14 protein-coding genes are annotated in these 23,547 nt (G+C 54.5%); 2 read left to right on the top strand and 12 right to left on the bottom strand.

From position 1 onward, the window contains the following. The 7 genes from narJ to LVQ76_RS08555 all read right to left on the bottom strand — a co-directional run bounded on the left by narJ (position 1) and on the right by LVQ76_RS08555 (position 10,961). Positions 1-702, bottom strand: a complete 702-nt coding sequence (gene narJ / locus LVQ76_RS08525; RefSeq protein ID WP_232903711.1) for a nitrate reductase molybdenum cofactor assembly chaperone — start codon at positions 700-702, stop codon at positions 1-3. After that, a complete protein-coding gene (narH, locus tag LVQ76_RS08530) occupies positions 699-2,234 on the bottom strand; it encodes a nitrate reductase subunit beta (RefSeq protein WP_232864414.1) in 1,536 nt (511 codons plus the stop codon). Before narH ends, narJ begins: the two co-directional genes overlap by 4 nt. After that, positions 2,231-5,977 (bottom strand): nitrate reductase subunit alpha, encoded by a 3,747-nt coding sequence (locus LVQ76_RS08535; protein WP_232921412.1) that lies wholly within the window; start codon positions 5,975-5,977, stop codon positions 2,231-2,233. Before LVQ76_RS08535 ends, narH begins: the two co-directional genes overlap by 4 nt. 340 nt (positions 5,978-6,317) lie before the next feature. Beyond that, complete coding sequence (locus LVQ76_RS08540; protein WP_232864412.1) at positions 6,318-7,583, bottom strand: MFS transporter; 1,266 nt, start codon at positions 7,581-7,583, stop codon at positions 6,318-6,320. A gap of 97 nt (positions 7,584-7,680) precedes the next feature. Then, positions 7,681-8,655 (bottom strand): sugar phosphate isomerase/epimerase family protein, encoded by a 975-nt coding sequence (locus LVQ76_RS08545; protein ID WP_232864411.1) that lies wholly within the window; start codon positions 8,653-8,655, stop codon positions 7,681-7,683. Between the two features lie 8 nt (positions 8,656-8,663). Beyond that, entirely contained in the window at positions 8,664-9,371 is a 708-nt protein-coding gene (locus LVQ76_RS08550) for a GntR family transcriptional regulator (protein WP_232864410.1), read from the bottom strand. Positions 9,372-9,569: 198 nt separating this feature from the next. Further along, on the bottom strand, positions 9,570-10,961 hold the full coding sequence (locus LVQ76_RS08555) for a NarK family nitrate/nitrite MFS transporter (protein WP_232903715.1): 1,392 nt from the start codon (positions 10,959-10,961) through the stop codon (positions 9,570-9,572). A 308-nt stretch (positions 10,962-11,269) separates the two neighbouring features. Here LVQ76_RS08555 and narX point away from each other — a divergent pair, with 308 nt between their 5' ends. Together narX and narL are read left to right on the top strand one after the other, a co-directional pair. Then, positions 11,270-13,054, top strand: a complete 1,785-nt coding sequence (gene narX / locus LVQ76_RS08560) for a nitrate/nitrite two-component system sensor histidine kinase NarX (protein ID WP_232921413.1) — start codon at positions 11,270-11,272, stop codon at positions 13,052-13,054. After that, the gene (gene narL / locus LVQ76_RS08565) at positions 13,047-13,697 is read left to right on the top strand and encodes a two-component system response regulator NarL (protein WP_064518454.1); all 651 of its coding nucleotides are present in this window, start codon (positions 13,047-13,049) and stop codon (positions 13,695-13,697) included. Before narX ends, narL begins: the two co-directional genes overlap by 8 nt. A 55-nt stretch (positions 13,698-13,752) precedes the next feature. Here the strand turns inward: narL and LVQ76_RS08570 are convergent, their stop codons facing one another. From LVQ76_RS08570 to ntrB, 5 genes are all read right to left on the bottom strand, one after another. Continuing rightward, positions 13,753-15,153 (bottom strand): YchO/YchP family invasin, encoded by a 1,401-nt coding sequence (locus LVQ76_RS08570; protein ID WP_232921414.1) that lies wholly within the window; start codon positions 15,151-15,153, stop codon positions 13,753-13,755. A gap of 67 nt (positions 15,154-15,220) precedes the next feature. After that, a complete protein-coding gene (locus tag LVQ76_RS08575) occupies positions 15,221-17,794 on the bottom strand; it encodes a nitrate reductase (protein ID WP_232921415.1) in 2,574 nt (857 codons plus the stop codon). Further along, positions 17,791-21,858, bottom strand: coding sequence for a nitrite reductase large subunit NirB (nirB, locus tag LVQ76_RS08580; RefSeq protein WP_232921416.1), 4,068 nt, complete (start codon positions 21,856-21,858; stop codon positions 17,791-17,793). The genes LVQ76_RS08575 and nirB overlap by 4 nt, the downstream gene beginning before the upstream one ends. 10 nt (positions 21,859-21,868) lie before the next feature. Further along, positions 21,869-22,657 (bottom strand): ABC transporter ATP-binding protein, encoded by a 789-nt coding sequence (locus tag LVQ76_RS08585; protein WP_232921417.1) that lies wholly within the window; start codon positions 22,655-22,657, stop codon positions 21,869-21,871. Positions 22,658-22,659: 2 nt separating this feature from the next. Next, entirely contained in the window at positions 22,660-23,541 is an 882-nt protein-coding gene (gene ntrB, locus LVQ76_RS08590; RefSeq protein WP_232864515.1) for a nitrate ABC transporter permease, read from the bottom strand. Between the last annotated feature and the right edge of the window lie 6 nt (positions 23,542-23,547).

A 23,547-nucleotide genomic window follows, 5' to 3' on the forward strand; every position in this document is an offset into this window, starting at 1 on the left:
TTACTGTCCTCCGATATTCAGATACTGCGGAGCGACAGCCCCGGCAAAACGCTTCTGATGGCTGGAAATTTCAGATTCACCGCAACCGGCGTCAGCCACAAATTTCACCTGCTCTTCTTCCCATACCGCATCCAGCGCCTGCGGCGTGTCATCGCGCGCTTCGCCAGCAATCTGCTTGCTCACGCTCTCAACCGCCACATCGCTTTGCGACAGGCCGAGCAGCACATCAAACAGCGCCGCATAATCACTTTCGCGCTGTTTCAGGCGCGCAGCCAGCAGGGCGAGAATCGGTGCGACATCCTGCAAACCACCACGCGCTTCACTTTCTTCACGCTGCGACAGATATTCCAGATACAGCGGCAAATGGTCCGGCAGCTCGCGGCTGTCGATCTCCATCCCGGCTTGCTCGTACTGCCCCATCAGGTTAACCATCGCCTGCCCACGGTCACGGGATTCGCCGTGAACGTGTTCAAACAGCAGCAGTGAAGTCGCGCGACCACGGTCAAACAACTCGCTGTAACTCGCCTGCGCATCCAGCAAATCGCGGCTGCACAACGAAGTAATGAAACCGTTAAGCTGAGCCGCCTGCTGCAAATTCAACGCGCTTCCTTCAGCCATCGCATCACGCAGTTCCTGCTGATGCTGCCACAGGGCAGCATCCGGGTACTCAAGCAGACGGGAAATCACCAAAAGTTCGATCATGGTTTTGGCTCCGTTTTGCTGGACACATCAATCGCATCGATACGCTTGCTGTTGAACAGGTTGAATTTGGAATCCGAACCGTGGCAACCGTCGCCGAAGCTGAAACCACAACCTTTACTTTCCGGGAAGGCATCTGCCGCCAGCTCGCGGTGGCTTGATGGCACTACGAAACGGTCTTCGTAGTTGGCAATCGCCAGATAGCGATACATTTCCTGCGCCTGCGCTTCGGTCAAGCCCACTTCTTCCAGCGCGCTGATATCGTGAACGCCTTCTACCGTTTCCGCACGCTTGTAGTGGCGCATCGCCATCATGCGTTTCAGAGCGCGAAGAACCGGCGCGGTGTCGCCCGCGGTCAGCAAGTTCGCCAGGTACTCCACCGGAATACGCAGGCTTTCAACGTCAGGCAGGATCCCGGTGTGCGGCAGTTCACCCGCGTCAGCCGCAGACTGAATTGGCGACAACGGCGGCACATACCAGACCATCGGCAGCGTGCGATATTCCGGGTGCAGCGGCAGCGCCAGCTTCCAGTCCATCGCCATTTTATAAACTGGCGACTGCTGTGCGGCTTCGATAACGCTATTTGGAATGCCGTCTTTCCGCGCCTGCTCGATAACCGCCGGGTCATTCGGATTGAGGAAGATACCCAACTGGCGCTCGTACAGATCTTTCTCGTTTTCGGTGCTGGCTGCGGACTCAATCGCGTCCGCGTCATACAACAGCACGCCGAGGTAACGAATACGGCCTACGCAAGTTTCGGAGCAAACCGTCGGCTGGCCTGCTTCGATACGCGGGTAACAGAAAATGCACTTCTCTGATTTGCCGCTTTTCCAGTTGAAGTAGATTTTTTTGTACGGGCAACCGGTGATACACATACGCCAGCCACGACATTTGTCCTGGTCAATCAGCACAATGCCGTCTTCTTCACGCTTATAAATCGCACCGCTCGGGCACGTCGCCGCACACGCCGGGTTCAGGCAGTGTTCGCACAAGCGCGGCAGGTACGCCATAAAGGTGTTTTCGAACTGGCCGTACATCGCCTTTTGCATGTTGTGGAAGTTCTGGTCTTTAGAGAGTTTTTCGAACTCACCACCCAGATCATCTTCCCAGTTCGGGCCTGCTTCGATTTTGTTCATCCGTTGGCCGGTAATCAGCGATCGCGGGCGCGCAATCGGCTGATGCTTGCCTGCTGGCGCGTTATGCAGATGCTGATAGTCGAAATCAAACGGCTCGTAGTAATCGTCGATGCCGGGCAGATGCGGGTTAGCGAAGATTTTTCCCAGCAGCATCGCGCGGTTACCCATGCGCGGTTGCAGTTTGCCGTTAATTTTACGGATCCAGCCGCCCTTCCATTTTTCCTGGTTTTCCCAGTCAGTTGGGTAGCCAGTTCCCGGTTTGGTTTCCACGTTGTTGAACCACGCGTACTCCATCCCTTCGCGGCTGGTCCAGACGTTTTTACAGGTCACAGAACAGGTGTGACAGCCGATGCATTTATCAAGATTCAGCACCATGCCGACTTGTGAACGAATTTTCATTTTACGCTCTCCTGTTTCTGGTCGTTGCCTTCACCGTCTAACCAGTTAATGTCTTTCATCTTGCGCACGACTACGAACTCATCACGGTTTGAACCGACGGTGCCGTAGTAGTTAAAGCCGTAAGCCAGCTGCGCATAGCCGCCAATCATGTGCGTCGGTTTCGGGCTAATTCGGGTGACCGAGTTATGAATCCCGCCGCGTTGCCCGGTAATTTCAGAACCCGGCAGGTTCACGATACGTTCCTGCGCGTGGTACATCATGGTCATGCCTTCCGGCACACGCTGACTCACCACCGCACGCGCGGTCAAAGCACCGTTATTGTTGAATACTTCAATCCAGTCGTTATCGACGATGCCCAAATCTTTGGCGTCGATTTCACTCATCCAGACAATCGGCCCGCCGCGTGACAACGTCAGCATCAGCAAGTTGTCGCTGTAGGTTGAGTGAATGCCCCATTTCTGGTGCGGCGTCAGGAAGTTCAGCGCCTTCTCTGGGTTACCGTTAGATTTTTTACCCATCACACCTTTCACTGATCGGGTATCAATCGGCGGACGGTATACCAACAGGCTTTCGCCAAAATCACGCATCCACTGGTGATCCTGATACAGCTGCTGGCGGCCAGACAGCGTGCGCCATGGGATCAGCTCGTGAACGTTGGTGTATCCGGCACTGTAAGAAACGTGTTCATCTTCCAGACCCGACCAGGTTGGGCTGGAGATGATTTTGCGTGGCTGCGCCTGGATATCGCGGAATCGAATCTTTTCGTCTTCTTTATTGAGCGCCAGGTGCGTGTGGTCGCGTCCGGTAAATTCGCTGAGTGCCGCCCAGGCTTTTACCGCAACCTGGCCGTTGGTTTCCGGTGCCAGGGTGAGGATCATTTCTGCGGCATCGATCGCCGTGTTGAGAGTCGGCTGGCCTTTCGCCGGGCCTTCGGTTTTGGTGTAATTGAGCTTACGCAACAGATCCATTTCAGACTGCGTATTCCAGGCGATGCCTTTACCACCGTTGCCGATGGTTTCCATCAGCGGGCCAATCGAGGTGAAACGCTCGTAAGTCGCCGGGTAATCACGTTCAACGGTGATTAGATGCGGTGCGGTTTTGCCCGGAATCAGATCACATTCGCCTTTTTTCCAGTCCATCACGCCAAACGGCTGCGCCAGTTCTGCGGCGGAATCATGCTGAATCGGCAGCGTCACCACGTCGGTTTCTTTACCTAAATGGCCGACGCACACTTCGGAGAATTTCTTCGCGATGGCTTTATAGATTTCCCAGTCGCTTTTTGAATCCCAGGCTGGGTCAACGGCTGCTGATAGCGGGTGAATAAACGGATGCATATCCGACGTATTCATATCGTCTTTCTCATACCAGGTCGCCGTTGGCAGCACGATATCGGAGTACAGACAGGTGCTCGACAGGCGGAAGTCCAGCGTCACCACCAGATCCAGTTTGCCGTCTAGGCCGTTATCGACCCACTCGACTTCTTCCGGCATCACGCCGCCTTCTTTACCCAGATCTTTACCCTGAATACCGTTCTCGGTACCGAGCAAATATTTGAGCATGTACTCGTGGCCCTTACCGGAAGAACCCAGCAGGTTTGAACGCCAGACGAACAAGTTGCGCGGATGGTTATTGCCCGCATCCGGCTGTTCTGCGGCAAAGCGAATGTCGCCGCTTTTCAGTTGCTGCGCGGTGAAATCAGCCGGGCTCATACCTGCCGCTTTCGCCTGTTTTGCAATGTGCAACGGGTTGGTGTTGAGCTGTGGTGCAGACGGCAACCAGCCCATGCGTTCAGCACGCACGTTGAAGTCAATCAGGTGGCCGCTATAACGGGATTTATCCGCCAACGGCGACAACAGTTCTTCGGCAGTCAACGACTCGTAGCGCCACTGGCTGGAGTGGTTATAGAAGAACGAAGTGCTGTTCATCTGGCGCGGCGGGCGCTGCCAGTCGAGGGCGAACGCCAGCGGAGTCCAGCCGGTTTGTGGGCGCAGTTTTTCCTGGCCAACATAGTGTGCCCAACCGCCGCCGCTCTGGCCGACGCAACCGCAGAAGATCAGCATATTGATCAGACCGCGGTAGTTCATGTCCATGTGGAACCAGTGGTTCATACCGGCACCGACGATAATCATCGAGCGGCCATGGGTTTTGTCGGCGTTGTCAGCAAATTCACGGGCAATACGGATGATGTTCTGGCGAGTTACGCCGGTAATCTGCTCCGCCCACGCCGGGGTATACGCTTTCACGTCGTCGTAGCTGGACGCGCAGTTTTCGTCATTCAGGCCGCGATCCAGGCCGTAGTTCGCCAGCGTCAGGTCGTAAACGGTAGTCACCAGCGCGGTAGTACCGTCTGCCAGCTGAATGCGTTTAACCGGCAGTTTATGCATCAGCACGTTATCGAGCTTCACGTTGCTAAAGTGCTCGGTGCTTTCGCCGCCGAAGTATGGGAAGCCCACTTCCGCCACTTCGTCGTGGCTGCCGAGCAGGCTCAGGCGCAGTTCGGCTTCTTCGCCGCTGGTGCCATCGCGCTGTTCGAGGTTCCACTTGCCCTTCTCGCCCCAGCGATAACCGATAGAACCGTTCGGTGCCAGCAACTCGCCGTTCTGGCTGTCCATGGCGACCGTTTTCCACTGCGGGTTATTTTCCTGACCCAAACCGTCAACCAGGTCAGAGGCGCGTAACATGCGTCCAGCGGCGTAGAAGCCGTCACGCTCTTCCAGCATCACCAGCATTGGCATGTCGGTATAACGACGCACGTAATCAGTGAAGTATTGGCTTGGGTTATCGAGGTGGAACTCACGCAGCATCACGTGGCCCATCGCCAGCGCCATCGCCGCATCGGTACCTTGTTTTGGTGCCAGCCACTGGTCGCACAGCTTGGCGATTTCAGCGTAATCCGGCGTCACCGCGACGGTTTTGGTGCCTTTGTAACGCACTTCGGTAAAGAAGTGGGCGTCCGGTGTACGGGTCTGTGGAACGTTAGAGCCCCAGGCCATGATGTAGCTGGAGTTATACCAGTCGGCAGATTCAGGAACGTCAGTCTGCTCGCCCCAGGTCATCGGCGACGCAGGCGGCAAATCGCAATACCAGTCGTAGAAGCTCAGGCAGGTGCCGCCAATCAGCGAAAGATAGCGAGCGCCGGAAGCATAAGAAACCATCGACATTGCCGGGATCGGCGAGAAGCCCGCGATACGGTCAGGGCCGAAAGTTTTCGCGGTAAACACGTTTGCCGCGGCAATCAGCTCGTTCACTTCCTGCCAGCTTGAGCGCACAAAACCACCGCGACCACGGGCTTGTTTATAGCTTTTTGCTTTTTCCGGGTCGTTGATGATGGAAGCCCAGGCGTCGACCGGATCTTGATGCAGGGTTTTCGCTTCACGCCACAGTTGGATCAGACGCTTGCGCATCAAAGGATATTTCAGACGGTTGGCGCTGTAGAGATACCAGGAGTAGCTTGCGCCGCGTGGGCAGCCGCGTGGCTCATGGTTTGGCATATCTGGGCGGGTACGCGGGTAGTCGGTTTGCTGGGTTTCCCAGGTTACCAGGCCGCTTTTGACGTAGATCTTCCAGCTGCAGGAGCCCGTGCAGTTTACACCGTGAGTGGAACGCACCACTTTGTCGTGCTGCCAACGCTGGCGATAACCTTCTTCCCAATCACGATTGGTATCGAGCAGTTGGCCATGTCCATCGGCAAAAGTTTCGCCCTTCTGTTTGAAGTACCGAAACCGGTCAAGAAATTTGCTCATCGGGGTTCTCCTGATGTGGAGCCTGGAGGCTCTATCTTATGAAAACGACATTACTAACGATGGCGGCACGGTAACTCGCACATATGAAGGGATAATTGATAAGGATCAACTGGGGTTGAGGATGTTTTAAGCACGAAGTGGCGATATACCACCAAAGTGGCAATCGAATATTGATAGTTAATTAATTGATATATAAATAAAATACCCTTTCTCTACATTCTGTAAGGAGTAGAAATCAGAACGACTGGGTATTAAGGGGTAAGTCCGCCAAGATGGAGGGTGGGAAACCCAAAATGGGGCATCCTCTATCAGAGAAGCCCCATGTTGGATGGTGTCACAATCAGACAGAAGTTAACGGTTCAGCTTTGCGTTCCGCACGAATGTTTTTGATAAGCAGACCCGAAATAACTATCCCGGCGCAGGCGAAAACAGCCATCAAGCCAAACACGATTTTATAGCCCAATAACCCTGGGTTGGTATCTAAAATGTAGCCATACAGGCTGTAGCAGAACATCGCCGGGGCATAACCGATAAAACTGCCCAATGCCATTGCCGCACCGGTGTTTTTCTCACTGATTCCCGCTTCACCGATTGGGGCGAAGAATACTGCACGTTGTGTAAAGATAACCGCACCAAACATCAGCGTGCAGGCCATGCCCAAATAAACAGGCATTTGCTCATGCGGCAGTAATATCAAGGCAACCAACGCCAGAGCGCTAATAATAAAGGTATAGAACAAATACTGGCTGGGAGATTTTAAAACCTTGTCAGCAATTAAGCCACCAATAGGGCCGCCTACCATTTTCAAACAATATTGATTGATAATTCCATAGGCGCCCACCAGTGCAATAGGCAATGCGTAGACATTTCTTAAGAATGGAATAAAGAATGTCAATCCACAATACACCGCATAAACACAGAACACACTAAAAGCGATTAACCAGACGGTTTTGTTTTTTAATACATTCCCCAAACCTGGATTGCTTTCTTTTTTCGCTGCATTCTCTTTTTTCGCCGTTTGTTCTTCCGGGCTTTCTTTTAATACGAAGAAAATAATCACACCCACCGCAATCGCGATAAATGAGTAAAACAATATTGCGGCTTTAAAACCGAAATAGTCGCTACCAAACCAGGTGAAAACAGCCAGCGCGCTAAAGGCGATAATGGTATCAACAATGCCTCGCCCGGTTTCGAAGAAACCAAACAAGCGCCCCTGTTGGGTGTTGTCTCCGAGCAAACTCACCGACTTTAACAGCACAGGCCAGTTCAGCATGTCGCAGGTCACGCCGAACAGCGCCCAGACAAAAAGTATCCCCCAGTAGCCCGGCATGGTAGAAAGGTAGATCCCCAGCAGGCCAGTCGCAATCAGTGAAAGCGACATCGTAAAGCGGCGCGGTAATTTGTCGGAAAAGTAAATTGATAAGAAGAAACCAATGGTCGTAACAATGGAGTTAACCGACATCGCATTACCAATCTCACCGTTGGTCAGGTGAAAATACTCCTGCATAGGAACATAAAATGCGTCTTTCAATGACGGCAGTTTATATATTGTCCCACCGCACAGAACCAACAAGCTAAATATAGTCCATCTTTTTTTGGATAGCATAAGACACCCCACCCCTGAATTAGCGGAATTAATTATTATTTGAGAGTACAGTCACTTCACGAAAAGCAAAGCGCCGGAATTAAACGATTCGGATTATTTATTTCTGAAAAATAGCCATGGCATCTTTGTTAAGCTCAGAAAGAATATTACGCACATGCAATATTTGATTCATGGCATCGTCAATTTCTTTATTCAGTCTTTCTTCCAGTCCGGAGGTTGGCAACGGGGTTTCACTCATCTGCCGTAATGGAATCCACGGATTTTTATCTTCATTGGTGAAGCGAAATGCCGGGGCGTAATAATCCACTTCTTCTTCCAGACCAAATGCCGTGACCTGCGGTTTATCTTCACCTAAACAAATTAATTGCAGCAGTAACTCTTTAAACGGTAATTCACCCTGCCCGGAAATACACGCCGTATGCCCGCGCCCTTCACCTTCGTGAGTTATTAACGCATCTTTAATATGGACCTGGGTGACTTCATTTCCCATGACTGCCAACGCTTCAAGTGGCTCTTCGTTAGCGTTAATCATATTGGCAAAATCAAACAGCAGCGAAAGCTGAGGGAAGTCGGCCTGTTGAACCAGTCGTACCAATTCATGGCTTTGCAGATCTTCGTGTTGCTCGAGGGTAAATGTCAGGCCGCTATGTTGGTATTTCGCTTTAATGTATTGAATATCCTGGGCAATGATTTCCATCACCTCAGAAAGTGTCCCTTCATAGCGCGGATAAAAGCGCACCGAAGTCGCCCCGGATTTCAGCGCAATGTTCACTGCTTCATCAATGGTTTGGGCATCCGAGGCGCTGGTTTCGATGTGAACATCCAACCCCAACTGGCGCGATTTTTCTGCAAAACTTTCAAGCCGCTCATCGCTGGCATGCCTTAACGATTGGCTCTCACCATCCACGACGTGAATTTTCACCCCTTTCAGCCGCTGTTGGCTGGCGATATCCAGCAAATCTTCCGGCAGGATCTTCTCCATACGCATATTTAAATGAAACGCGTAGGCATGCAGATAAAGCGGCAAATTGGCAGCGCGCTCGACAATTTTTTTAGCCTGGATGTGGTTCATGGAAACTCCTAAAAATCGATATAAAACTCTACAGATTCAAAACGCCAATATTCGATATCAACCTGAATGACGTGCCCGGATTCGTCGGCACGGTATTTTTCAACGCGAATAGACGGTGTGCCCGGTGTGCCGCCCATGCCTTTGCACGCCCCCGCCGAGAGCCGCGTAGGTTTAAACGCTAAATGCTGCGTGTGCGAGCTTTTGCCAAAATCTTCTCGCCACACTTCGACAAAAGAACGCTCACCTAATTTGTCGATAAAACCAGGAGCGAACTGCGCGTTGATAAAGGTTTCGTGGTAGAAAACTTTATGGTTATCAAGCGCTCCCCAGCCGCAAATCTTGTAGATTTCATCGCCCTCTTTCACATTCAACTGCGCGAGGATTTCAGGTTCCGCTGTGTAAACCCGTTCTTTTTCCAGAAAGCCCCAGGACGGCAAACGCCCTTGTTCCAGAGCCGCCTGTTTAAAACTGGTGGAAGTATTTGGCGTGTACTTGAAACATGGCAAGGCAACAAACCAGCCACGACGATCCTTACGGAAGATCTTCTCTTCCCCTTCGAGAAACAGCAGCGCCTGGCGCAGCGTCATGCGTTTAATGCCCAGTAATTCTTCCAGTTCACGCTCGGAAGGTAACTTACTGCCAGGCTGGACAACGCCTTTGTTCAGCCAGTTGTTGAGCATCTCTTTTGCTGCTTCAACAGTGGAATGGTTTTTCATGCTTTAATCCATTTGGTTTAAACCAGATTTGTCGTCACGGTACTCTTCACCAGCGAATGTGACAATGGTGCCCGGGCGGGTAGTTATTCTAAATGTGAGGTTTCTCGCAGAATAAAGCCGGATCGAGGAGGAATTTCAGGCAAAAAAAAGCGCGACCGAAGTCGCGCAAGGGATAACCAAAAGGTCAATCGGTTGTCATCAGCGTGAAGATTTACGGCCATACACGACCCAGGTAATCACCACGCACACAATATAAAACACCAGGAAAACTTTCATCGCACCTGCCGGAGAACCGGTCAGCGCCAGCGAAGTACCGAACGCTTTCGGAATAAAGAACCCGCCAATCGCGCCAATGGCAGAGATAAAGCCCAGCGCCGCAGCGGTGTCAGTTGCCGCTTCACGCAGCGCGCGCTCTTCTGTTCCACCTTGCGCTTTCACGCGGTCCATCGTCAACTTACGGAAGATCACGGAGATCATCTGGAAGGTAGAACCACTCCCCAGACCGGCGGTCAGGAACAGCATCAGGAACACGCCGAAGAAGGCAATAAAGTTACCGCCAACGCCATTGTGCGGCAGCGTGGTAAACAGCAATGCACTGAAAATCGCCATAAAGATGAAGTTCAACAGCGAAACACGGGTGCCGCCAAAGCGGTCAGAAATCGCGCCACCTGCAGAACGTGCCAACGCACCAAACAGCGGGCCGAAGAAGGCGAAGTGCAAAATATTGATGTCAGGGAACTGGGTTTTCGCCAGCATCGCAAAACCGGCGGAAAAACCGATAAACGAGCCGAAGGTTGCCAGATACAGCACGCCCATAATCCACAGGTGTGCACGTTTGAGAACCGGCAACTGCTCTTTTAAAGAAGCTTTTGAGGTGGCGAGGTCGTTCATTCCAAACCAGGCTGCAATAGTAAAGATTGCCAACAGTGGCACCCATACCCATGCCGCATTTTCCAGGAACAGCATAGTCCCGTCAGCCTGCTCAACACCTATGCCACCAAACACGGCAAACATGGAAAGTGAAATCACCAGTGGCGCAACCAACTGCATAACACTCACACCGAGGTTACCCAAGCCACCGTTGATACCCAGCGCACCACCCTGCTTCGCCTTCGGGAAGAAAAAGCTGATGTTCGCCATACTGGAAGCAAAGTTTGCGCCCGCAAAACCACACAGCAATGCAATGATGATAAACACACTAAAAGGTGTTGCAGGGTTTTGCACCGCAAAACCCAACCACACACAAGGGATGATCAGAATCCCGGTGCTGAATGCCGTCCAGCGGCGGCCACCGAAGACTGGCACCATAAAGGAGTAAGGCACACGCAACAATGCGCCAGAAACAGATGGCAGTGCGGTCAACATAAAGAGTTGATCGGTAGTGAAGCTAAACCCCACTTTATTCAGGTTTACCGCAATGGCACTGAAGAGCATCCACACGCAGAATGCCAGCAGTAAACAAGGAACGGAAATCCATAAGTTTCGGCTGGCAATGCCATGGCCTTTGCTTTGCCAAAATGCTGGGTCTTCAGGTCGCCATTCGGTAATGAGCGATCCCGTTTTTGGGCTGTGATCCGGTGACTGAGACATAAACACCTCAAAAAAAGTGAGAGTAATTGCCGCCACCTTAGGTGCTAATGGGGAATAAAAATTGATGTGAATCAAGGGATAAACCATCTTACAGACGGCTAAAAAACAACTGTCATTCTTTATGGGTAAACGTAAAAAACATAAATAGTGTGGCTTTTCACAAACCTGAACGCAGGTGTTAGTCACCTTACACCGCGTTATGCTACTTCCGGCAATTAGTGGGTAATCCTTAAGGGGTATGGGTATACTCCGGGGGATGTCTGAGAATACCCGCAATAGATTTCCTTTACCCCGGAGTATACCTGTCAATGCTAAAACGCCTGCTTTCTCCCCTCACTTTGTTCAACCAACTAGCGCTGATTGTGCTGTTGTTGGCACTGTTGGGTGTCGCGGGAATGAGTCTTGCTGGCTGGCTGGCACAAGGTATTCAGGGAAACGCGCACGCTATCAATAAAGCCGGGTCGATGCGTATGCAAAGTTATCGCCTGCTGGCAGCCATTCCGCTAACCGAGAAAGACAACGTTCTGTTAGATGAGATGGAGCAAACCACCTGGAGTTCCGATTTACAAGAGGCGGCACAGCAAGACGGGCAGGAAGCAAAATTAGCTGCACTGCAACACTACTGGCGTGAAGAGTTAGAACCCGCTCTGCGCAAGGCACAAAGTGCAGAACAAGTTAAGCCGCATGTCGCCGGATTTGTCGGGCAAATCGATCAACTGGTCACCACTTTTGATCACACCACCGAAATGCGCCTGCACCGCATTATCCAGCTCCAGATGGGGATGGCAGCCTTAATGGGCTTGCTGATTATTTTTACCGTCATCTGGTTACGCAAGCGCCTGTTGCGCCCGTGGCAGAAATTATTGACGATGGCTCAGGCCATTGGGCAGCGAGACTTCACTCACCGCGTGAATGTGCGTGGCCGCAATGAAATGGCGACGCTGGGCATCGCGCTGAACAGCATGTCCGCCGAACTGGCTGAAAGTTACGCCAGCCTCGAACAGCGCGTGCTCGAGAAAACCGCCGGGCTTGAGCAAAAAAACCAGATCCTTTCTTTCCTTTATCAGGCCAACCGCCGCCTGCACTCTCAGGCTCCGTTGTGCCAGCGCCTGTCGCCGGTTCTCAGCGAGTTACAGCATTTAACTCCGCTGCGTAATATTGAGCTACGCGTGTATGAATATGAAGACGAAGAGAATTACGAAGAATATACCTACCAGCCGGACAGCAGCTGTGAAGCCAGCGGCTGTAACCTTTGCCCGCGCGAACCAATCCTGCAACCTTGCGAAACCACCGCACAAAAATGGCGTTTAACCGACAACCATATCCAGTACGGTCTGATGTTGGCTCAATTGCCCACTGGCCGCAGCCTGACACACGATCAGCAACAGTTAATTCTGACACTGATGGAACAGCTGACGGCGACACTTGCGTTAGAGCGGCAATATGAACATCAGCAGCAGTTGGTGGTGATGGAAGAACGTTCCGCTATCGCCCGCGAGCTGCACGACTCCATTGCTCAATCGCTCTCTTGCCTGAAAATGCAGGTGAGTTGTCTGCAAATGCAAGGGGCTACATTGCCTGAGCAGGTGCAGACTCTGCTCGGTCAAATGCGTAGCGAACTCAATACCTCGTGGCGACAACTCAGAGAATTACTGACCACGTTCCGCCTGCAACTAACTGAGCCAGGACTGCGTCCGGCACTAGAAGCAAGCTGCCGAGAATTTAGTGAGAAATTGGGTTTCCAGGTGAGTCTTGATTATCAAGTACCACCACGTCTGGTGCCGTCGCATCAGGCAATTCATCTGGTGCAAATCACTCGAGAAGCACTTAATAACAGCCTGAAACACGCCTGTGCCACTTCATGTGGAGTCAGTGTTTTCTATCACGACAAGCAAATTACATTAACCATATGGGATAACGGTCATGGCATTGCCGACAACGGCGAGCGCCGCAACCACTACGGACTTATCATTATGCGAGACCGTGCGCAAAGCCTGAAAGGTGATTGCCAGGTGCAAGCGCGCCCGGGTGGTGGTACCCAGGTCATCGTCAGTTTTATCCCCGAAATAGCCACAGGAGCAAATCATGAGTAACCCGGAAGCTTCAACCATACTGCTTATCGACGATCATCCCATGCTGCGTACTGGCGTTAAACAGCTCATCAGTATGGCTCCTGAACTTGCAGTTGTTGGTGAGGCAGGCAATGGTGAGCAAGGAGTGCTGCTTGCCGAAGAGCTTGACCCTGATTTGATCCTGTTGGATTTGAATATGCCGGGGATGAACGGGTTAGAAACGCTCGACTGCCTGCGCGAGAAACCGCTCTCGGGCCGCATCGTGGTGTTTAGCGTCTCGAATCACGAAGAAGATGTGGTGACCGCTCTCAAGCGTGGCGCAGACGGCTATTTGTTAAAAGATATGGAGCCGGAAGATTTGCTCAAAGCGCTGCAACAAGCCGCCGCTGGCGAGATGGTACTAAGCGAAGCGTTAACGCCAGTACTGGCCGCAAGCCTGCGTGCCAACCGCGCCACCTCAGACCGTGATGTGAATCTGTTAACACCGCGCGAACGCGATATCCTGAAACTGATTGCCCAGGGTTTGCCTAATAAGATGATTGCCCGCCGTCTGGATATCACCGAAAGCACGGTGAAAGTCCACGTGAAGCATCTGCTTAAAAAGATGAAGCTGAAATCCCGCGTCGAAGCGGCAGTTTGGGTGCATCAGGATCGGATATTTTAAGGTTTAAACGGTAAATGCGGTGGATGACGCGCCAGCGTCATCCGACATTGCTCCGCTACTGCGGCAACAGCTCATAACGCGGATCGTCCACGGGGCTGACCACCAGCGGCTCCGCCAGTTTCAGCGTAATCCAGTTAGATGTCACCTTCTGGCCTTTATCATCCTCGATCACCACCGAAAGACGATATTCATTCGGGCCGTTTTCGTTCCACATCGGCATGATCATGCTCCAGCCGTTGGTGTCGCGGTTATCCGCAGGCGGCGTCAGGCTTAACTCCTGGGTATCGCCCTGCCAGGTAATATTGCGAATCTTATGGCTGGCGCGGATTTGCAACTTAAGTGCCACGGTTTCACCCGCGTGCAATTCCCATGGTGGCGTCGCCAAAAATACCGATAACGTTTTACGCTGGCGATATTCCATTACTGGAAGCGAATCACGTTCTACGTTGTCATAACGGCTGCCACGCAGCGAACTGCTGGTCGCCACTTCGGCGGCAGAAAGCTGTTTTGCCACCGGAACGCCAAAACGGTAATTCAGCTTCAGGCCAAGATTATCCTGCGAAACGCCGCTTTCCCCCTGCTTATGCTGCGCGGTGAGCGTCAGCAGCGGGATCGGCGTGTAGCTCAGCCCCATTGTTACCGCAACCGGATTGCGATAACCGGTGCCGCTGTCAAACAAATCCACGCTGTTGCCGTAGTATTTCTCAAAACTCAGGCTGGTATTGATATGGCGATAAAACGGTAGCCACGCCTGTGCCGTAATGTCATAACCTCGTGCCAGGCGTTGTTCCAGCGTTTCGCTATCACCTTCCTGCCAGCTGGCTAACGGCTGGTAATAATTCGCGGAAAGGCGTAAATACTCGCCCCACGCTTCGGTACCGAATCCGGCGCGCTGCAATTGAGTGGCAAGCTGATTGTCATAAAACGCGTTGTAGCCCAGCAGCCAGTCGCCCGCCACCCAACGCTGCCCGGCACCGATATTGCCAATCGTGCCGTCGTCTTTCTGCGTAAAACCCACCTGGCTCCAGGTCAGATAACGGTTGTTATCCTCCCAGGGCGTAAACACCGAGGCGCTGCTGCCGTTCCAGTTCCCGTGTTCGTCGACCAGCAAATTAATGTTGGCTTTGCCCAGCGGCGACAACAGCGATTCCGCTTCGCTGGTCACTTTGTTGGTCAGCACATCGCGTAGCTGAGTGAACGCGAGCGTGCGAGCCTGGTCGCCCGCATCCAGCCCGTCATCGACCATACTCGCTTCGCCAAATTTCTTAGCCATCGCGGCAATTTCACGCGCGGCGGCGTCAGTTTCTGGGGCAATACCCAAATCCGGTAATTGTTCGGTGGACTGGTCAAAAGGATCGGCGGCTTTTTCGATAAAGGTCTGGTGGGTACTGGCAGCCCCTCCTGCGCTGAGGAGTGCGTATGACAAAGTGAAAAATGGAACGGCTTTTCTAAACATCTGGAAATTATAACATCACACAACAGCAATTCATTCCCAAACTCGTAAACACAGATTACTCCGGGTGTTATTTCAACAATGCTTTCAGCTCTGGAATACAAGAGCCACAGTTGGTGCCACAGCGCAGTTTTACACCCAGTTGCGCGACTGACTGGCAGCCGCCTGCGATTGCGGCAATAATCGTTTTCTCCCCGACGCCAAAACAGCTACACACCGTGGCACCCGCATCCATAGCGGCTCCGGCAGTTTTTCCAGCTAATAAGCGATGACGTTCAGCGGCCGTTTCCGGTGCCTGTTCAAAAGCCGCAACGACCGCAGCTGAGCTGATATTCGGCCAGACGTTGGCGCTGTAAAACGCCAGCTGTAACTCCCCGTTTTGCCAGGCCAGTACATGATAAAACTGCCCATCCCCGCTGGCGGTTTGCAACTGCCATCCGCGCCCGGCGTCAAGGGTTTCAATCCATGCCTGGGCGTTACCGTCTGCGGCGCAAAGGAAGTGCTGCAAGCCAGATGTCGCCTGCTTCCACCATTGAATATCGTCGGCAAAAGTGATGTTTTCGCGAGCAAAAACCTCCCCGCACCAGGCGGGCTGCCAGCGCTGAATACGCACTGCGGTTTGCTTGCTTTCTGGCTGCCCGGAATGAGGATCGCAGATACTTTCCACCAGGCCGTTAATCTGCCCTTTGCGGGCAAACTGCTGGTTCCAGTGCATCGGTGCAAACACGTTCCCCGGCAACTGGTTTTCGCTCACCAGCACTTTCGCCACAATCCCGCCAAAGCGCGAGGCGGTTCTGACCAGATCATTATGAGTGACACCGTAACGTTTCGCATCCGTCGGGTGAATTTCAAGAAACGGCATATTGATGTGCTGCATCAGGCGCGACACCGAGCCTGTGCGCGTCATGGTGTGCCATTGGTCGCGAATGCGCCCGCTATTGAGGATCAGCGGATAATAGCGATCGGCGTTTGCCTGGGGTAATGCCGGTTCAACCGGCAGCAACTGGAATTTTCCGTTCGGCCGCCAGCTTTTAAACGAAGAATGCACTTGTGCAGCGACCGGCCAGCGCACCGGTTCCAGCGCGTCATATTGCTCACGGCTTAACGTCGCCAGAGCGCTGATATCAAACGCACGCGTGCCGTTATTTTCATAACCGGAAAGTGCAGCATGTTCGCAAAAGATCTCCTGCGGATGCTGCCAGCTAAACGCTTCGCCATATCCCAGACGCTGAGCAATTTGAGAAATAATCCACCAGTCGGCACGCGCCTCGCCGGGTGCGGGTAAAAACGCACGCTGGCGGGAAATACGCCGCTCGGAATTAGTGACGGTGCCGTTTTTCTCGCCCCACGCCAGCGCCGGGAATTTGACGGTAGCGAAGCGCGAAGTGTCCGTTTCGCGCACCACATCCGAGACAATCACCAGCGGGCAGTTCGCCAGCGCCTGCGCCACACAGGAGCTATCCGGCAGCGAAACCAGCGGATTGGTTCCCATAATCCACACGGCTTTGACCTCGCCGCGCCCTATCGCCTCAAACAGTTCGACAGCCATTAATCCCGGCATTTCGGCAATGCGTTCGCTGCCCCAGAACCGCCCCAGGCAGGCAATATCCGCAGGTTCAAAATTCATGTGGCAGGCGAGCTGATTGGCAAGCCCGCCGACTTCGCGACCGCCCATGGCATTTGGCTGCCCGGTCAGCGAAAAGGGGCCGCAGCCGTCGCGACCAATTTTGCCGCTCGCCAGATGGACATTGATAATCGCGTTGCATTTGTCGCTGCCGCTCGACGACTGGTTGATACCCATGGTGTAGAGCGTCATGGCGCGGTCGGCCTGCGCAAACCATTGCCAGAAAGTTTGCACATCCGCGTTTTCCAGCTGGCAAAAGTCGGCGGTTTTTTCCAGTGTCCAATTGGCAGCTATTTCCAGCGCAGTCGGTTGACCGTCAAAAACGTTTGGCTCAGTCGGCGGCAAAACATTCAGCAAACCAACAAACAAAGCGGCGTCGCTTCCTGGGCGAAGCGCCAGGTGCATATCGGCAATGTCACAGGTCGCCGTGCGGCGCGGGTCAATCACCACCACTTTCATATTCGGGTGCTGCTGTTTAGCCTTGACCAGGCGCTGATATAACACCGGATGCGCCCATGCAGCGTTGGAACCCACCAGCACCACCAAATCGGTTTGTTCGAGATCCTCATAGCTGCACGGCACAAAATCCGCGCCAAACGCCCGCTTGTACCCCACCACCGCCGAAGACATACACAGCCGCGAGTTGGTGTCGATATTCCCCGCGCCGATAAACCCTTTCATCAGCTTATTGGCGGCGTAATAATCTTCGGTCAGCAGCTGGCCGGAGGCGTAGAACGCCACCGCTTTGGGGCCGAATTCGTCAATAATCCCTTGCAGACGACGGGCGGTTTCATCCAGTGCGGCTTCCCATTCCACGCGCTCGCCGTTGATTTCCGGGTACAACAAGCGACCTTCCAGCCCGAGCGTTTCGCCGAGTGCCGCGCCTTTTACGCACAAGCGCCCAAAGTTTGCCGGATGCTGTTCGTCGCCGCTAATCTGCAAGCCGTTTTCCGTTTGCTGCGCCTTCACGCCACAGCCGACGCCGCAGTAAGGGCATGTTGAGCGCACAAAGTTTGTCATGATGCCTCCGCACGCATAATCAGCGCCTGGCTTCCCACCCACACGGTGCCCTGTTCCACTTTCACCGGCCAGGCACGAACCGCCTGTTCGCCATCCTGGGTGCGCCCGTCGCGCAGGCGAATGCGATGTTTATACAGTGGTGAAATGACAATCGGCTCGCCGCCCGCATCGCCGACAATCCCGCGCGAAAGCACGTTGGCATCGCTGCCCGGTTCAAGGTTATCAAGGGCATAAATCGCATCGCCAAAGCGGAATAGCGCAATTTGCTGATCGCCAAGACGCGCGCCGATTCCCGCCTGCGCGGGGATTTCGCTGACGTTGCACACCGCCTGCCACGGTTTGACCGGTGCGGCGGCTGGCAGATGCACCACTTCGCTGACCGGCTGTAACTGCCCGCGCAGTGTCTGGCGCTGCACCGCTTCATCCGGTTGTTCGCTGTTAACATAGGAGCGGAACAGCGCGAGGCGATCCGGGCTGTTGAGCGTGGTTTGCCATTCGCACTGGAAGGTATCGACCACGCTGACCATCTCTTTTTCCAGCTCGTCGTTGAGGCCGAGGCTGTCGTTAAGGATCACTTCGCGCAGGTATTCGATGCCGCCTTCGAGGTTGTCCATCCAGGTGCTGGTGCGCTGCAAACGGTCGGCGGTACGGATGTAAAGCATCAGCAGGCAGTCGATGGTGCGGATCAGCGTTTCCCTGTCGAGATCGCTGGCGAACAAATCTGCATGGCGCGGTTTCATGCCGCCGTTGCCGCACACGTACAGGTTCCAGCCTTTGTCGGTGGCAATCACGCCGATGTCTTTGCTTTGCGCTTCGGCACATTCGCGGGTGCAGCCGGACACCGCCATTTTGATTTTGTGCGGCGAGCGCAGCCCCTTGTAGCGGTTCTCCAGCTCAATCGCCAGCCCCGTCGAATCCTGCACGCCGTAACGGCACCATGTGGAACCGACGCAGGATTTTACGGTGCGCAGCGACTTGCCGTAGGCGTGACCGGTTTCAAAGCCTGCCGCTACCAGCTCTTCCCAAATCGCAGGCAATTCCTCAAGACGCGCGCCAAACAGGTCGATGCGCTGGCCGCCGGTGATTTTGCTGTACAGTTGGTAGCGTTTTGCCACCTGGCCGATGGCGATTAAACCGTCCGGGGTGATTTCGCCTGCGGGAACGCGCGGCACAATCGAGTAAGTGCCGTCTTTCTGGATGTTGGCGAAGTAGCGATCGTTGGTGTCCTGCAACGGTAAGTGCGCGGGTTTCAACAAATATTCATTCCAGCATGACGCGAGAATAGAAGCCGCCAGCGGCTTGCAGATTTCACACCCGTTGCCATGCCCGTAGCGGCTAATCAACTGTTCAAAACTGCGGATATGGTTGACGCGCACCAGGTGGTAGATTTCCTGGCGCGAGTACGCGAAGTGTTCGCAAATGTCCTTTTTCACCTCCACGCCCTGCTCTTGTAGCTGGAATTCCATTACCTGTTTCACCAGCGCCGAACAACCGCCGCAGCCCGTCGCTGCTTTGGTGCAGGCTTTAACCGCGCCCATGTCGCCCGCGCCGTTGCTCACCGCCGCGCAAATATCCGCTTTGCTGACGTTATGGCACGAGCAAATCTGCGCGGTTTCCGGTAATGCCGCCACGCCAAGCCCTTTTGGCGCACCGCCCGCCGACGCGGGCAAAATCAGGCTTTCCGGCTGCGCGGGCAGCGCCATGCCGTTGAGCATCATTTGCAGCAGCGTCGCATATTCACTGCTGTCACCCACCAGCACGCCGCCGAGCAGGGTTTTGTTATCGGCTGACACGACGATCTTTTTGTAGATTTGCTGCGGCCCGTTGGTCCATTGGTAGCTCTGGCAGCCGGGCGTGCGCCCGTGGGCATCGCCAAACGAGGCCACTTCCACGCCGAGCAGTTTCAGTTTGGTGCTCATATCCGCGCCGAGGAATGCCGATTCAACGCCCGCAAGCGTTGCCGCCGCGACCCGTGCCATTTGATAACCCGGTGCCACCAGGCCAAAGATTTTCCCTTCCCATAAAGCGCATTCGCCGATGGCGTAAATCGCGCTGTCGCTGGTTTGGCAATGGTCGTTAATCACAATCCCGCCGCGTTCGCCCAACATCAGTTCGCTGGTTTTTGCCAGCGCGTCTTGCGGACGAATACCGGCGGAAAAGACGATAAGATCGGTCGTCAGCGTTTCGCCATCGGCGAAATTAAGCTGCAAACCGTTCACGTCGGTAATGGCGGTGGTCGATTTACTGGTATGAACCCGGACGCCGATTTCGCCGATCTTTGCGCGCAGCATCGCAGCCCCGTCATTATCGAGTTGCACCGCCATTAAGTTGGGAGCGAATTCCACCACATGCGTTTCGAGGCCAAGCTGTTTGAGCGCATTCGCCGCTTCCAGCCCCAATAAACCACCGCCAATCACCACGCCGCGTCTGGCGCTGCGGGCGCGTTCGGCAATCGCATCCAGATCGTCGAGCGTGCGATAAACAAAGCAGCCGGGCAGATCGTTACCGGGAACTGGCGGCACAAACGGGTACGAGCCGGTCGCCAGCACTAGTTTGTCGAAGTAAGTTTCGCGCCCTTCGCCGTCGCGAACCACGCGCTGCTGGCGGTCGATCTCCACGATTTTGCTGTTACAGCGCAGCTCAATGCCGTTCTCAACAAAGAAATCGCCCTGCACCATCGAAAGCGATTCGGCGCTGCGTCCGGCAAAATATTCCGAAAGATGCACGCGGTCATACGCCGGATGGCGCTCTTCACCAAACACCACAATGTGATAGCTGTGGTGCAGTTGCTGCGCCACGCACTGTTCCAGAAAGTGGTGCCCGACCATGCCGTGACCGATTACTACCAGCGTTGCTTTTGTCATGTCGTCATTTCCGGCAGCCAGCGGCTGCTCATCAGAGTGGTATTCGTCAAACAGCGCGGCAGGCGTAACGGGTGCCGCGCTGAGTAAGATGTCGGTAAGCGAATTAGCGGGCGTGATATCGCCCAGCAGCAATGCACCCACCAGCCTGTCGCCGCGCATATGCAGGCAGCGATAGTTTTTTGAAAGAGGATCGAAAGCGGTAAGGATGCGCGTGTCGGGCTGTTCGCGAAGGTCGCCTGCGGAAAATAGCGGGATGCCGCTGACTTTGAGGCGCGTGCCGCAGTCCTGATATTGAAAATCTGCCGTTGGCTCGCCGCATAAACGCGCGGCTAAAACGTCGGCCTGTTGTAAACACGGTGCCACCAGCCCCCAGGTTTGCCCGTCGATTTCACAGCATTCACCTAACGCGCTTACACGAAGCGTTGAACTGCGCAATTGGGCATCAACGGTGATACCGCGCTGGCAAACCATTCCGGTCTGTTGCGCAAGCGCGATATTGGGTTTTACGCCTGTGGCGATAATGACCCTTCCTGCGGGTAAAACGTCGCCGTTGCTCAACGTCACGCTGGTTTCAGAAATGCGCTCAATGCCGCAATTAAGCTGGCAACGAATGCCCCGTGTTGCGAGATGTTCCTCAAGCAGCAAACCTGCCTGCTGGTTAAGCTGAATGTCCATTAGCCACGACTGGCGGTGGATTAACGTAACGGGAATACCGCGGGCGCAAAGTGCCGCCGCCGCTTCCACGCCCAGTAAACCGCCGCCGAGCACCACGGCGTTTCCCTCGCCGCCCAGAATCGCGTCGACGTCCGCGAGGGTGCGGAATCCGTGGACATGCGGCAACTGATGCCCGTCAATCGGCGGGATAAACGGGCGTGAACCGGTGGCGAAAACCAGTTCGTCATAGTCGAGAGTGCGAATATCCGTGCTCACCGTCTGGCGCTGGGTGTCCACTTCCCGCACCGCTTCGCCCGTCAGCAGTTCAATGCCGTGGGAAACGTACCAGGCGGCATCGTGCAACTGCGTCGCCAGCGCGGGCTTTTCCCCCGCCAGCACCGGCGAGAGCAAAATGCGGTTGTAGCTGAGCGCGGGTTCTTCACCAAAAATGGTAATGGCGAAACGCCCCGCCGCTCGGGCCACAATTTGCTCCACCAGGCGGATGGCCGCCATGCCGTTGCCGATCACAATCAGACGTCGCGTCATGAGTAGCTCCTCAGGCGGCCTTCGGCTGCTTTTCGTAGAGGAAGCGCAGCACCTGCTGGCGCAGATGGTGATAGCGGCTGTCTTCGGCGAGTTCCACGCGGTTGCGCGGTTGCGGTAAGTCAACGTTCAGCGTTTCGCCTACCGTCGCCGCCGGGCCGTTGGTCATCATCAGCACGCGGTCGGAAAGCAGCACCGCTTCGTCGACGTCATGGGTGATCAGCACGATGGTGGTGTGCAACTCTTGCTGGATGTGCATCACGGCGTCCTGCAAATGGGCGCGAGTCAGGGCATCGAGCGCGCCGAAAGGTTCGTCCATCAGTAAGACTTTGGGTTTCATTGCCAGCGCACGGGCGATGCCGACGCGCTGTTTCATGCCGCCGGAGATTTCATTGGGGCGCTTATTAATGGCGTGGCCCATTTGCACGCGCTCAAGGTTGTGAATAATCCATTCGCGGCGCTCGGCGCGGTTCATGGTGTGGCGAAACACCTGATCCACTGCCAGCGCGACGTTTTCAAAACAGGTCATCCACGGCAGCAGCGAGTGGTTTTGAAACACCACGGCGCGTTCCGGCCCTGGCCCGGCGATTTCGCGGTTATCGCACAGCAGGCCGCCTTCGGAGGGCAAGGTGATCCCAGCAATCAGATTCAGCAGCGTGGATTTGCCGCATCCTGAGTGACCGATCAGGCTGATGGTTTCCCCTTCGGCGATATCAAAGCTGACGTTGCTCAGCGCCAGAAATTCGCCGCTGGCGGTGGAAAAACGCTGGCTAACATTTTGAACCTGAATAATTTTCTTCATAATTATTTCTCCCAGCTAAAGCGACGCGCCAGCAGCATCAAAGCCTGTTCAAGCAGCAGCCCGACGACGCCGATAATCACAATCGCGATAAGAATGTTTTCGACGTTAAGGTTGTTCCATTCGTTCCAGATCCAGAAGCCAATCCCCAGGCCGCCGGTGAGCATTTCGGCAGCGACAATCACCAGCCACGCGATGCCGATGGACAAGCGCACGCCGGTCAGAACCGCAGGCAGAACCGCCGGGAATAAGATCTTGCGCATCACCGTCCATTCGGAAAGCTTCAGCACGCGCGCCACGTTGAGGTAATCGTCCGGGATACGTTTCACGCCTTCGGCGGTGTTAATCACCATCGGCCAGATGGAGCAGATAAAAATCGTCCAGCTCGATGCCGGTTCTGCCTTCTGGAATAAAAGCAGGCCAATCGGCAGCCAGGCGAGCGGGCTGACGGGGCGCAACAGCGAGATGATCGGGTTGAACATGCGGGCTAAAAAGGTGAAGCGGCCAATCAGGAAGCCCGCCGGAATGCCGACAATTGCGGCGAGGCCAAAGCCCACCGCCACGCGCTGGAGCGAGGCCAATATATTCCAGCCGATGCCCTGGTCGTTCGGCCCGGCGTTGTAGAACGGGTCGGAAAACAGCGTTATCGCCGATTGCAGCGTGCTGAGCGGCGTCGGGAAACCTTTGCTGTTGAGCGCCGCGATTTGCCAGGCGATGACTAACAATCCCATCCCAAGAACGGCGGGCACCAGGCGCTGGAAAAAGCCCAGGCAAAACTTGCGCCACTGCGGCGTGCGGCGGCGAACGGTGACGGGCGGCAGGGTAATCACTTCCCCAACCGTGGCGCTAAGCGCGGCGGCGGGCGGTTGGTGTGCAGGCTGATTCATCTCATT

The sequence above is a fragment of the Buttiauxella cochleicola genome, assembly GCF_021283185.1.
Classification (GTDB): Bacteria; Pseudomonadota; Gammaproteobacteria; order Enterobacterales; family Enterobacteriaceae; genus Buttiauxella; species Buttiauxella massiliensis.